Origin of the sequence: Actinoplanes sp. NPDC051470 (assembly GCF_040682035.1) — a bacterium.
GTDB lineage: Bacteria > Actinomycetota > Actinomycetes > Mycobacteriales > Micromonosporaceae > Actinoplanes.
On record NZ_JBFBAA010000026.1, the window covers coordinates 96,923 to 109,633 of the forward strand.

The following is a 12,711-nucleotide window of genomic DNA, read 5'->3' on the forward strand; positions in this document are numbered from 1 at the left end:
GCTGACACCAGCACGCCACAGCCGGCCCGGCCTGCGGGCAGCGCTACCCCAGACGATCACGCAGGCGTTTGAACGCCGCTGACGCCAGCGCCCCGTAACCGGCCGGGTTCAGGTGCAGGCCGTCGCCGACGTCGTAGGCCGGGGCGATACGTCGTGGGGCGGCCGGGTCGCGGACGGCCCGGTCGAAGTCGACCACCTCGTCGAAGGCGCCGCCTCGGCGGATCCACGCGTTGACCGTCTGCCGGGAACGCTCGCGCAGCCCGCCCGGGTCGTCGTAGTTCGTGTTGCCGCCGAACGGGGTGATCGTCGCGCCGAACACGTCGATGTCGCGGGCCTGCGCGCGGGTGACGACCTGCCCGTAGGCCGCGATCAGGTCGGCGGTGACCTGCTGCTGCGCGGTGTCGGTGGCGGCCGCCGTGCCGATGTCGTTGACGCCCTCGAAGATCAGCGTCCAGCGGACCGCGCCGAGGGCGAGCACGTCGCGGTCGAGCCGGGCCAGCACGTTCGGGCCGAGGCCGTCGTTGAGGACGCGGTTGCCGCCGGCCGCCTGGTTGAGCACGGCCACGCGCTCGGGCAGCCGGTCGAGCAGTTGGTCGGGCCAGCGGTCGTTGCCGTTGGTGGTGGAGCCGCGGCCGTCGGTCAGCGAGTCGCCGACGATGACCAGGGCGGCGCCGCCGGCGAGCACCTCGACGCCGCTGAGCAGGTACCAGTGGTCGACCGGGGTGGCGCCGGCCAGGTCGGCGTCGAGAAGGTGGTCACCGTTGATCAGATGGCTGGTGGTGCGCGAGCCGGGGTGTGAGGTGAGGTTCAGCGTCTGCTGCCCGGTGGCCAGGTAGGCGGTGACGGTCAGATTGGTACGGGCGGTCACCGGCATCGCCACCGGGTCGGACACCACCTGGGCGCCGACCGGAACCACCGTGGACGTGTGCCCGCCGAAGGTGAGCGGCCGGCCGCTGCCCGGAACGATGCCGGAGGCGCCGGCCCGCCCGCCGGCCGGCAGCGCCACCGCGGCCCGGGTGATCGGGAGCGCGGCGCCGCCGAACGCGTTCGAGAACCGCACCCGCAGCTGTGAACCACCGATCGAGGTGTGCACGGTCTGCCGCAGCGTGGTGTCGACGAGAACCGAGGCGGCGCCCGTGAACGGTGGGGGCGGCAGGTTGTTCGGCTCGGTCAGCTGCGGCATGGAGACCCAGGTGTGCACCCAGCGGCGGCGGGCCGGCTTCGGGAACGCCGGGAGGAAGGCCGCGCCGCCGAGGCCGAGGAGAATTCGCCGCCTCACGATCGGGCCCGCAGGGACGAGGGCGGGCCGAGGTAGCTGTACGGCAGCGGCGCGGTCTCGACGACCAGACGCTGCACGATCACGCTCGGGTCGACCATCCAGAACGTCAGCGTGTGCCGGCCCGGCCGATCGACCTGGTGCACGGTCCGGGTCACGTTGACGTTGTCCGAGGTGTTGCGGGCCCACTGTGGATTCATCGTGGTGTCGTCCGAGCCGGTCGCCCCGATGATGTCGACGACCTGGGGTGTGGCGTCGTCGATCGAGACCGCGTAGCGCAGGCCCGGGGTCGGCAGCACGTTGTTGCGGGGCGACAGGTAGGCCGCCACGCGGACCGGACCGGTGGTGGTCAGCGTCATCGCGTACTCCAGCCGCCCGGAGGACCCGCGTGGGGTGAGCCCGTTGCCGGTGCGCCCGATGTCCGGCAGCAGTTGCCAGTCGCCGACCTTGCGGCTGTAGTGGTCGGCCTCCATGGCGACGTAACCGTTCGCCTCCAGGAAGCCCGACGGAGCGACCGACGGACGGTGCACCGGGGCCTGGACGACGACCGAGCTTCCCGCGCCGGTCACGGTGAGCGGCACGGTCGTCGTGCCATGCGGGGCCCGTCGCCAGTCGACGGTCACGGTGGCCCGGACCTGGTCGGTGACCCGGCCCGAGGCGGGGGTGACGTGCACCCAGGGCTTCGCGGCGGTGATGCGGTAGCTGAACGGGGTGGCGCCCTTGTTGTAGACCTCGAGGTACTGCGCGGGCTGACTCTGCCACGGGCTGAACGACGGCAGGGTCGTCGGGTCGCCGCCGTCGAGGGCCACGCCCAGCGCGGCGGCCGGGGGCACGGTGATCCGCTTCAGGTGCGGGTAGATCGCGTCGGGCAGGGCCACGTTGTTCAGTTCGGGCTGCTGCCACGGCGCGTTGGGGCCGTACCGTTCGACGTCGCCGTACCCGATCTTGGGTTGGGTCTGCCAGCCCTTCCACTTCCCGCCGGCCAGCGTGGTGTTGTAGTAGCGGCTCATCGCCTGGTCCTGGGCGAACAGCGCCTCGGCCCGGTCGGCCCGGGCGTTGGTGGCGGCGCGGCCCTGCACGGCGTACGCGATGTTGGTGAACTGGGCCTGCCGGAGCGCGTACACCAGCGCCGTGTCCTTGATCTGGTAGTAGGCCAGCTGGTAGAACGCGTCCTGGTGGGCGGCCGGGACCAGCCGGCGGACCCGGTCGGCCTTGGCCGCGAGCGTCTGCCACTGCGCGGTCACGCGGTCCATCTCGCGGTAGGCGGTCAGGCTGAACGGGTTGCCCTGGTCGTCGTAGATCACCTCGGGCGTCTCGCCGGTGATCCGCCGATTGAGCAGCTCAGGCTTGCGGCGCGACTGGAGCGTCGCGTACTCGTGCAGCAGGTCGGCCACGGCCGGCGCGAGACCAGGACCAAAATTCTCCGCCGCGTACGCCCGGAGCCAGCGCTGGATGCCGGTGACCGGGATCGAGTCCGGATCCCAGGCGTAGTCGAGGAAGAACTGGGTGGGCGCCTCCTCGTTCTTCAGATCGCCGACGTTCACCATCCACAGCCGGTCGACGCCCGAGGCGTACGCACGGTGCAGTTGTTCCCAGGTGTTGGTCAGGTTGACCGTGTCGGCCCATTTGTAGTTGCGCCCGACCCCGACGTAGTCGAAGTGGTAGTACATGCCGTACCCGCCACTGCGCGCGGGTAGCGACGCGTCCGGCAGCTTGCGCAGGTTGCCCCAGTTGTCGTCGCAGAAGACCACGGTGACGTCGTCCGGCGGCCGGTAACCCGCGTCCCAGTAGCGCTGTACTTCTTTGTACAGAGTTTGTACTTGAGGCCGGTCGATCAGGCCGGTGTCGCGCAGGATCTGCCGCTGGGTGTCGATGATGGAGCTCATCAGGTCGATGCCGTCGCCGTCGGGCAGGCTGGTGTCGCCGTTGCCGCGCATGCCGAGCGTGATGACGCCCTCGATGTCCTGGTCCTTCATCCGTTGCGCGCCGTCCCGCCAGTACGCCTTGAGCGCGGCCGAGTTGCGGACGAAGCTCCACTGCCCGTTCCCGCCGTACGGGTCGGTGCCGTTGACCGCGTGCCGGTTCCACTCCTCGATGCCGCGCATCATCGGCGCCTCGTGCGAGGTGCCCATGACCACCCCGTACAGGGTGGCGGTGGCGTGGTTGAGCGGGTCGTCCTCGGCGAACGCCCGGCCCCACACGGCCGGCCACAGGTAGTTGGCCTTGAGCCGCAGCATGGTCTCGAACACCTTGGCGAAGTAGGCCGCGTTGAGCCCGCCCGGATGACCGGGCGCCTTGCCCGGACCGAAGTATCCGGGCGCCCAGGTGCCGGTGGCCGGGTTCTCATCGTTGATGAAGAACCCGCGGTACTTGACCGCCGGCGTGCCCTGGGTGTGCCGGCCGGGAAGCACGTAGACGGCCTCGTGCCGGGCGGCCGGCACGTCGTCCCAGAAGGACCAGGGTGAGACCCCGATCCGGCGGGACAGGTCGTAGGCGCCGTAGATCGTGCCGCGCTGGTCGCTGCCGGCGATCACGAACGCGCGCCGGACACCGGGCAGCGGATCGGTCACCACCTGCTCGATGGTGGTCTCCCACCTGCCGCGGAGCCCGCGGACGTCGAGTCGTCCCCGTGCGACGATCCGGTCGATCAGCGGGCTCTTGCCGAGCGTGCCGATGATGACCGGGTCGGCGCCGGCCGGCACCCGGTCGTGCCCGATCACCGGCTGCACGCCGGTGACCTTGCCGAGGTCGGCCCGCACGTCGTCGGCGACCCGGATGACGCCGGCGTGGTCGGCGGTGCTGACCACGATCGGCGCGGCCCGCCGGCCGGCCACCACCGGGAAGCGGCCGGGGCCGTCGTGGAAGGCGACGTAGCCACCCTTCTCCGGCGACGCGGCCGGCGGATGAGCAGCCGGCGGATGGGTGGCCGGGGCCGCCGTCAAGGGCGCGATCAGGGCCAGGGCAAGGAACGACCTCATCGGCACACACCTCACTGAAAGTTCCGGAAACATCCCGGACAATATTCGTAACGTAGAGGCGTCCGTCTATGTCGTCAAGCGCTGGAGTGCGCCTTTCGGCCGGCCAAGATCCCGGAACTTCCAGGCGCCGACGAACTGGTGTCGGATTGCGGCCAGGATGTTCGTAGAACGGATGACAGGCCGCCCGCGAGGGACCCACGGACGACAGGAGATGCTGGCCAGGTGAGCGAGGATCAGATCCGCGAGGCGATCACACAGGCCCACCACGAGCAGTGGGGGCGGATGGTCGCCACCCTGACCCGACGGTTCGGCGACCTCGACATCGCCGAGGAGGCGGCTGCCGAGGCGTTCACGACCGCCGTCGAACGGTGGCCGGCCGACGGCGTACCCCCCAATCCGGCCGCCTGGCTGAACACCACCGCCAACCGCAAGGCCATCGACCGGATCCGGCGTGAGAACAAGCGGGACGACAAGCAGAAGGAGGCCACGATGCTGTCCGTCGACGACCCGCCCGAGCCGACCGGCGCCATCGAGGACGAGCGGCTCCGGCTGATCTTCACCTGCTGCCACCCGGCCCTCGCGCCGGAGAGCCGGGTGGCTCTGACCCTGCGCATGCTCGGCGGGCTGACCGTGGCCGAGATCGCCCGGGCCTTCCTGGTGCAGGAGACCGCCATGGGACGGCGGATCACCCGGGCCAAGGACAAGATCAAGGCGGCCGGCATCCCCTACCGGGTGCCGGCCGCGGAGGACCTGCCGTCCCGGGTGTCCGGCGTCCTCACCGTGCTGTTCCTCATCTTCAACGAGGGTTACCTGGCGACCGGCCCCGGCACCGATCCGGTCCGCCACGACCTGACCGCCGAGGCGATCCGGCTCACCCGGCTGATCCGCGGCCTGCTGCCCGGCGACGGCGAGGTGGCCGGGCTGCTGGCGCTGATGCTGCTCACCGAGGCCCGCCGCACCGCCCGCGTCTCGGCCGGCGGCGAACTGGTCACCCTGGCCGACCAGGACCGCGGGGCCTGGGACACGGCGCTGATCGCCGAGGGCCACCGGCTGGTGCGCGAACGCCTGGCCAGCGGCGTGGCGCCGGGGCGGTACCAGATCCTCGCGGCGATCAACGCCGTGCACACCTCGGCCCGCGACGTGCGGGACACCGACTGGTCCCAGGTCGTCGCCCTCTACGACCAGCTCGTCGTCCTCGACCCGTCACCGGTCGTCGCCCTCAACCGGGCCATCGCGGTCGCCGAGCTCGACGGCCCCGACGTGGCGCTGGCGGCCATCGACCGGCTCGGCGACCGGCTGTCCGGTTACCACGCCTACCACGCGGCCCGCGCCGAGCTGCTGCGCCGGCTGGGCCGAGGTGGTGACGCGCGGTCCGCGTACGACAAAGCCATCGACCTGGCCGGCAACACCGCCGAGACTGCCTACCTCACCCGCCGCCGCGACCAGCTCGCCTGAACCCCGGGCCGGCTCCGTTACCATGCGCGCCGTGCCGAACGTACGAGCCTTCCAACCCCTGGCCGCCGCCAAATGGCCCGCCGCCCGCGAGTTCCGGGCGGCGGTGAAGCGGCGTGACTGGCCGGCCGGACGCGCCGTGCTGGACGCGGCGACGCCGGCCGAGCGCACCCGGCTGCTCTGGGTCGGCGGGCAGGGCCGCGGCCTGGAGGACTGGCTGCGCGGGCTGGTCCGGGACCATCCGGAGGACAGCGCGCCCTACGCGATGCTGGGCCACCACCTGACGTTCCTCGGGTGGAAGATCCGCGGCGACCTCGAGCGGGTCAGCGCTCGGCGGCGCCAGGGTTTCGGCCGGCGGCTGCAACAGGCCGAGCAGGTGCTCCTCGAGGGCGCCGCGCGGCACCCGGGCGATCCGGCGGTCTGGACGATGCTGCTGACCTCGGGCCGTGGCCTGGACGTGGGCCTGGACGAGGCGTGGCGCCGCTACCACCGGCTGTCCACGATCGACCCGCAGCAGCCGCTCGCCCACACCGAACACCTGCAGCAACTGATGCCGAAGTGGGGCGGCGACTGGTATCAGGTGCACAAGTTCGCGTTCGGGGTGTGGGAGAGCGCGGCGCCCGGGTCGCCGACGCCGGCCCTGGTCGCGGAGGCCCACCTGGAGCACGCGCTGGAGATGCCCACCCGGGCGGCGACCAAGGCGCACATGCGGGCCGCGCTGCCGGAGATCCGGGCGGCGGCCGGGCACTCGGTCTGGCACCCGCGGTTCGAGCCGGGCGGCATCGACGCCGAGCTGGCCCTGGGCATGTTCGCGACCACGTTCTTCTGGTTCGGCGACCGTGCCGCCGCGGTCCGGTGCTACCGCCGGATGGGGAGGCTGGCCGTCTCCTGGCCCTGGGGCCCGGTCCGCTCGCTGGTCCCGACCAACCTGTGGTTGCTGTCCGCCGTCGCCCCCTTCCAGCGTGGCTAAGACCCCGGGCGCAGCAGCTCCGACATCTCCGGGAGCTTGAAGAACTCCGCCGTGGCCACCGCCGACGGCGTGCCCGCGGCCGGGTCGGCGCCGGCCGCGAGCAGGGCCTTCACCGTCACGGCGTTCTGCCGGAACACCGCGGCGGACAGCGCGGACTGGCCCCGGTCGTTGACCCGGTCCGGGTCGGCGCCCAGCTCCAGCAGCGCGGCCACGGTGTCCGGGTGATCGCGGTACGCCGCCAGGATCAGCAGGGTGTCGCCCTTGTCGTTGGTGAGGTTGGCCGGCAGGCCGGCGGCGACGTTGCCGGCCAGCTCCTCGGTGTCGCCGGCGCGTGCCAGGTCGAACATGCGGTGGGCGTACGCGATCGCTTCCTCGTCCAGGTCAGCCACGTCGTCCGACTACCCGCCCCGGCCGTACCTACACACCCCGGACGGGTCAGCACTCCACGATGTTGACGGCCAGGCCGCCGCGCGAGGTCTCCTTGTACTTGGAGTGCATGTCGCGGCCGGTCTGGCGCATGGTCCTGATCACCTTGTCGAGGCTGACCGTGTGCTCGCCGGTGCCGTGCAGGGCCAGCCGGGCGGCGTTGATGGCCTTGACCGAGGCGATCGCGTTGCGCTCGATGCACGGCACCTGCACCAGGCCGCCGATCGGGTCGCAGGTCAGGCCCAGGTTGTGCTCGATGCCCACCTCGGCCGCGTTCTCCACCTGCTCGGGACTGCCGCCGAGCAGCTCGCACAGGGCGCCGGCGGCCATCGCGCAGGCCGAGCCGACCTCGCCCTGGCAGCCGACCTCGGCCCCGGAGATGGACGCCTTCTCCTTGATCAGGATGCCGATGGCGGCCGCGGTGAGCAGGAAGCGCACGATCCCGTCGTCGGAGGCGCCGGGGACGAAGCGTACGTAATAGTGCAGCACCGCGGGGATGATGCCCGCGGCGCCGTTGGTGGGCGCGGTGACGACCCGCCCGCCGGAGGCGTTCTCCTCGTTGACCGCCAGCGCGAACAGGTTGACCCAGTCGACCACGTGCAGCGGGTCGGCGTCGTCCGGCCGGGCGCTGAGCTTGGCGAACAGGTCCGGCGCGCGGCGGGGGACGTTCAGGCCGCCGGGCAGGACGCCGCTCCGCCGGCAGCCACGGTCGACGCATTCGGCCATGACCCGCCAGATGTCCAGCAGCTCGGCGCGGATCTGCTCGGGCGTACGCCAGGCCTGCTCGTTGACCAGCATCAGGTCGGAGATCGACAGCCCGGTCTCCCGGCAGCGGCGCAGGAGTTCGGCGCCGGTGGTGAACGGCTGCGCGACGGCCGTGGTGTCCGGGACCAGCGCGATGCCGCCGTCGGGCCGCGCGCCCGTGACGAAGCCGCCGCCCACTGAGAAGAAGGTGCGCTGCTCGACCACGGCGCCGTGCTCGTCGTACGCGGAGAAGGTCATGCCGTTGGGGTGGGCCGGCAGCGACCGTCGGCGGTGCAGGACCACGTCGCGGTCGGGTTCGAAGACGACGGTACGGCCACCCGGCAGCGTGATCTTGCGATGTTCGCGGATCGACCGGAGGCGGTCCTCGACCCGGTCGACGTCGACGGTCGCGGGATCCTCACCGGCCAGGCCGAGCATGACCGCCCCCGGCGTGCCGTGACCGCGGCCGGTCGCCGCGAGCGAGCCGAACAGCTCGGCCCGCACCCGGGTCACGTCGCCCAGCGAGGAGGCGAAGATTTTGGCCGCGCGCATCGGGCCGACCGTGTGGGAGCTGGAGGGGCCGATGCCGATCGAGTAGAGGTCGAACGCGCTGACGGTCATGCGGAGGCCTCATTCTCTCCCGGAGCACGCGCCCCGGGCTGGGTTGAGCCTCCCCGCTCTGTCATCGGTGCCTGAGAGATTCACCGCCGGGTGGCGGCTTTCACCTTCGGCGCGGGACATGAGGGTCCCGGCTTTCCAGAGTCGCCTGGTTCGAGCGGTACGGTGCCTGAGAGATTCTGGGGAGAAGTTGCTCCTACGGCGCCCGAAGACCTCGGGACTCTCCCGCTCGACGTACGCGGCGGATCTTCAGTTATCCCGTCGAGGTTAGCCCGTGTTTCATGACCCGACCAGGGCTGCGGCGTTGCCGGGACATGGCCGGACAGCAACATCGGCCACCCGACATGGCAATCCTGGACCGGACGAGCGGTCAGCCCGGCGCTAGTTTCGGGCCATGACGACATGGTTCATCACCGGCACCTCCTCCGGGTTCGGCCGGCTGCTCACCGAACGGCTGCTCGACCGGGGCGACCGGGTCGCGGCCACCCTGCGCCGGCCCGAGGCGCTGGCCGACCTCAGCGCGAAGTACGGCGACCGGCTCTGGGTGGCCCGGCTGGACGTCACCGACGCCGAGCAGGCCCATCGGGTGGTGGCCGAGGCGTTCGCCGCGCTCGGCGCCATCGACGTGGTGGTCAACAACGCCGGGTACGGGGTCTTCGCCGCGGTCGAGGAGGCCTCCGACGAGCAGATCCGCCGGGTCATCGACACCAACCTGCTCGGGTCGATCCACGTCATCCGGGCCGCGCTGCCCCATCTGCGCGCGCAGGGCCACGGCCGCATCCTGCAGGTGTCGACGGCCGGCGGGCAGACCACCTACCCGAACTTCGGCTACTACCACGCCTCGAAGTGGGGCATCGAAGGGTTCTGCGAGACGGCGGCCCGCGAGATCGCCCCGTTCGGCATCGGCCTGACCATCGTCGAGCCGGGCGCGACGCCGACCGGGTTCGGCACCGCGCTCGACACCGCGGAGATCATGCCGGAGTACGACGGGACGCCGGCCGGCGGCGTCCGGCGCGCGCTGGCCAGTGGCGAGTTCCGGCTGCCCAACGACGCCGGCAAGATCGCCGCGGCGATGGTCGACCTGGTCGACTCCGGCCGCACGCCGCTGCGCCTGCCGCTGGGCTCGGACACGTACGAGGACATCCGCGCCTCGCTGGTCGCCCGCCTGGCCGAGCACGACGCCCAGCGCGACGTCGCCTATTCCGTCGTCACCGATTCCGTCGTCGAGGGCTAGGACCGCGCCTGGTCGCGGTAGTCCGACGGCGACGCGCCCACGTGCCGGCGGAACGTCCTCGCGAAGTGGGACGAATCGATGAACCCGCAGCGCAGGCCGATCTCCGAGACCCCGGCCCGGGTGGTGCGCAGCAGCCGCCGGGCCAGCTCGATCCGGAGCCGCAGATGGAACTGCGCGGGCGTCTCGCCGGTGTGCAGCTTGAACAGGCGCAACAGATGGAACCGGCTGAGCCCGGCCGCGGCGGCGAGCTCGGCCAGCGACACCGGCGTGTCCAGGCGTGCGTGCAGAAGATCGACAACCCGGGCTACGCGTACGTCGTCCCGGCGCGGCCCGGCCGGTTCCGGCGCCGTTCCGTGGTTGGTCAGCAGGTGCACCGCGATGAACTCGGCGGCCGTCGCGGCGTACAGATCGTTCACCCCCGCGCGGGCCGCGCGATGCAGCCGGGTCAGGACCGACCGGAGCACGTCGTCGTCGAAGGCCAGGGCGTCGGCCGGGCGCGTCGCACCCACCTCGTCGGCGACCCGGGTCATCGTCAGCGCCGGGATGAGCAGGCGGATCTGGGTCACCCGCTCGTCGCCGGTCGGCGAGGTCCACCGCAGGTCGCTGGGGACGTGCGGCGCCGTCGTGGACAGCGACCCGGCCCGCACCAGCCCCTCGGCCCAGCCTCGCCCGCGCCGGCTGCGTACCGTCCGGGCGCCCTGGATCTGCAGGTCGATCAGCTGCGCGCCGATGCCCGGCAGCTCGACCCGGTCGGCCTCCCCCGCGATCGAGAGAAGCCGCAGGTCGACCGACCGCCAGCCGGCGTCACGGCTGTCGAAGAGCGTGCGGGTCAGATCCACCGGCATGCTGCAATGATCCACGCCGGCCCGCGCACGACGTGATGACCGGGTCCATCGTGCTGATCGCGGGCGGGGCTCGGCATGCTCGCCGCTGACTACTTGGCCAGGAAGGCCAGCAGCGCCTCGTTGACCTCGTCGGCGTGGGTCCAGAGCAGCCCGTGCGGGGCGCCCTCGATCTCGACGTAGTCGGCCTGCGGGACCCGCTTGTGGAACTCGCGGGCGGTGGCGTCGATCGGCAGGATGTTGTCGGCGGTGCCGTGCAGGATCAGGGCCGGCACGTCGATGGCGGCGAGGTCGCCGCGGAAGTCGGTCAGCCAGGTGGGCACGACGGCGCTGGACGCGTACCAGGAGGCGCCGGCGGCGACGTTCCAGCTGTTGCGCAGGGCCTCCTCGGACAGGCGGCTGCCCAGGGTGTCGTCGGTGTTGTAGAAGCCCTGGTAGAACTCGGTGAAGTAGGCGTACCGGTCGGCGGTGACCGCGGCCTGGATGCCGTCGAAGACCTCCTGCGGCACACCGGTCGGGTTGTCGTCGGTCTTGAGCAGGAACGGTTCCAAGGAGGCCAGGAACGCGGCCTTGGCCACCCGGCCGGAGCCGTAGCGGCCCAGGTAGCGGCCGACCTCGCCGGTGCCCATGCTGAACCCGACGAGCACCACGTTCGTCAGGTCGAGGGTCTCCAGCACGGTGTTGAGGTCGGCGGCGAAGGTGTCGTAGTCGTAGCCGACGGTGGGCTGGCTGGACCGGCCGAAGCCGCGGCGGTCGTAGGTGATCACGCGGTAGCCGGCGGACAGCAGCGCCGCGCTCTGCTTCTCCCAGGAGTGGCCGTCGAGCGGGTAGCCGTGGATGAGCACGACCGGCTGCCCCTGCCCGTGGTCCTCGTAGTAGAGGTCGATGCTGGTGCTGTTCTCGGTTCCGACCTTGATGTACGGCATCGCCGTCTCCTTCGATCTGGCGGAGAACGATCGTTCTCCGGCGACAGGAGTAGCCTAGAGAACGTACGTTCTCAGTGCCAAGCGAAGCGCCAGGTGAGGGTGGTCACGCATGCCGGTCGGGGCTGACGAGGAGATTCGCGAGCAGGTGCTGGCCGCGGCCGACCGGCTCTTCTACCGCCGGGGCGTCCAGGCGGTCGGGATGGACGCGCTGCGTACCGAGGCCGGGGTCTCCCTCAAGCGCCTCTACCAGCTCTTCCCGTCCAAGGAAGGCCTGGTCGAAGAGGTTCTGCGGCGCCGGCACCAGGCCTGGGACGACCTCGTCGAGGCGGCCCTGGCGAGCGGCGGGACGCCTCGTGACCGGCTGCTCGCCGTCTACGACATGCTGTCCCGCTGGTTCGACGAGGACGACTTCCGCGGCTGTGTTTTCATCAACACCTTCGGCGAGCTGGGCGGCGCCGCGCCCGGTATCGCCGGGATCGTCCGCGAGCACAAGGCGCAGTTCCAGGCCCGCCTGGCCGAGCTGATCACCGAGGCCGGCGGCCCACCGGCGCTCGCGCCGCAGCTGGCCATCCTCGCCGAGGGCGCACAGACCACCGCCGCCATCGCCGGCACCAGTGACGCCGCCGGGCACGCCCGCGCGGCCGCCGCGACGCTGATCGACGCCGCGCTCTGACCTTCCTCAAGTTCTCCGCCGGGCCGCCGATCGAGGGCAGCACGGCAGCCAAACCCCCGGGCTGCCGACCCACACGGAGGATTGCTAATGAAGCGCAGCATCAAACCCGGCGACGAGGGCTTCACCCTCATCGAGCTCCTGGTCGTCGTGGTGATCATCGGCGTGCTCGTCGCGATCGCGGTGCCGGTTTATCTCAACTACCGCCAGGGCGCGGCGGACAAGTCGGCGCAGTCCGACGTCCGCGGCGGGGTCAGCGCGGTGGAGCAGTTCTACACCAGCAACAACAACACCTATCCGGACAGCATCACCGGCACCGGCAGCGTAACCCTGCAGATCGGCGGGACCGGCCCCGCGCAGACCATCGCCCTGTCGGACAAGACCCAGCTCGGGTACAAGAACAACGGCACCAGCTACCTGTTGTGCGCCAACAACACCGGCGGCAGCGGCAAGTGGTACCTCTACAACAGCGCCAACGGCGGCTCGGTCAGCTCGGCCGCCGGCGCGCTGACCCTGGCCACCTGCAGCTGACCCCGATGGTCTGCAGCTGACCCGTACCCCCGCCTCTCGCCGGC

At 71.6% G+C, this 12,711-nt stretch carries 11 protein-coding genes and 1 riboswitch; of the genes, 5 read left to right on the forward strand and 6 right to left on the reverse strand.

Annotated elements, in window-relative coordinates; translation table 11 throughout:
• Window positions 1-43: 43 nt before the first annotated feature.
• Window positions 44-1,279 (reverse strand): SGNH/GDSL hydrolase family protein, encoded by a 1,236-nt coding sequence (locus AB0M54_RS35130; RefSeq protein ID WP_364476110.1) that lies wholly within the window; start codon window positions 1,277-1,279, stop codon window positions 44-46.
• Window positions 1,276-4,254, reverse strand: a complete 2,979-nt coding sequence (locus tag AB0M54_RS35135; protein WP_364476112.1) for a glycosyl hydrolase 115 family protein — start codon at window positions 4,252-4,254, stop codon at window positions 1,276-1,278. The genes AB0M54_RS35130 and AB0M54_RS35135 overlap by 4 nt, the downstream gene beginning before the upstream one ends.
• 282 nt (window positions 4,255-4,536) lie before the next feature.
• On the opposite strand from AB0M54_RS35135, the gene AB0M54_RS35140 reads away from it, so the two are divergent.
• The gene (locus AB0M54_RS35140) at window positions 4,537-5,709 is read left to right on the forward strand and encodes an RNA polymerase sigma factor (protein WP_364330134.1); all 1,173 of its coding nucleotides are present in this window, start codon (window positions 4,537-4,539) and stop codon (window positions 5,707-5,709) included.
• Between the two features lie 31 nt (window positions 5,710-5,740).
• Window positions 5,741-6,676, forward strand: a complete 936-nt coding sequence (locus AB0M54_RS35145; RefSeq protein ID WP_364476114.1) for a hypothetical protein — start codon at window positions 5,741-5,743, stop codon at window positions 6,674-6,676.
• On the opposite strand, the gene AB0M54_RS35150 is transcribed toward AB0M54_RS35145, so the two are convergent.
• The gene (locus AB0M54_RS35150; protein ID WP_364330037.1) at window positions 6,673-7,065 is read right to left on the reverse strand and encodes an ankyrin repeat domain-containing protein; all 393 of its coding nucleotides are present in this window, start codon (window positions 7,063-7,065) and stop codon (window positions 6,673-6,675) included. The two genes, AB0M54_RS35145 and AB0M54_RS35150, sit on opposite strands and share 4 nt — an antisense overlap.
• A 46-nt stretch (window positions 7,066-7,111) precedes the next feature.
• Window positions 7,112-8,467, reverse strand: a complete 1,356-nt coding sequence (locus AB0M54_RS35155; RefSeq protein ID WP_364476115.1) for an L-serine ammonia-lyase — start codon at window positions 8,465-8,467, stop codon at window positions 7,112-7,114.
• A gap of 145 nt (window positions 8,468-8,612) precedes the next feature.
• Window positions 8,613-8,702, reverse strand: a riboswitch (glycine riboswitch).
• A 156-nt stretch (window positions 8,703-8,858) separates the two neighbouring features.
• On the opposite strand from AB0M54_RS35155, the gene AB0M54_RS35160 reads away from it, so the two are divergent.
• Window positions 8,859-9,698 (forward strand): SDR family oxidoreductase, encoded by an 840-nt coding sequence (locus AB0M54_RS35160; protein ID WP_364476117.1) that lies wholly within the window; start codon window positions 8,859-8,861, stop codon window positions 9,696-9,698.
• On the opposite strand, the gene AB0M54_RS35165 is transcribed toward AB0M54_RS35160, so the two are convergent.
• Together AB0M54_RS35165 and AB0M54_RS35170 are read right to left on the reverse strand one after the other, a co-directional pair.
• The gene (locus AB0M54_RS35165; RefSeq protein WP_364476119.1) at window positions 9,695-10,543 is read right to left on the reverse strand and encodes a helix-turn-helix domain-containing protein; all 849 of its coding nucleotides are present in this window, start codon (window positions 10,541-10,543) and stop codon (window positions 9,695-9,697) included. The two genes, AB0M54_RS35160 and AB0M54_RS35165, sit on opposite strands and share 4 nt — an antisense overlap.
• 89 nt (window positions 10,544-10,632) lie before the next feature.
• Complete coding sequence (locus tag AB0M54_RS35170; RefSeq protein ID WP_364330049.1) at window positions 10,633-11,466, reverse strand: alpha/beta hydrolase; 834 nt, start codon at window positions 11,464-11,466, stop codon at window positions 10,633-10,635.
• A gap of 109 nt (window positions 11,467-11,575) precedes the next feature.
• On the opposite strand from AB0M54_RS35170, the gene AB0M54_RS35175 reads away from it, so the two are divergent.
• A complete protein-coding gene (locus AB0M54_RS35175; protein ID WP_364330052.1) occupies window positions 11,576-12,139 on the forward strand; it encodes a TetR/AcrR family transcriptional regulator in 564 nt (187 codons plus the stop codon).
• A gap of 87 nt (window positions 12,140-12,226) precedes the next feature.
• Window positions 12,227-12,667, forward strand: coding sequence for a prepilin-type N-terminal cleavage/methylation domain-containing protein (locus tag AB0M54_RS35180; RefSeq protein ID WP_364330055.1), 441 nt, complete (start codon window positions 12,227-12,229; stop codon window positions 12,665-12,667).
• The last annotated feature ends 44 nt before the right edge of the window (window positions 12,668-12,711 follow it).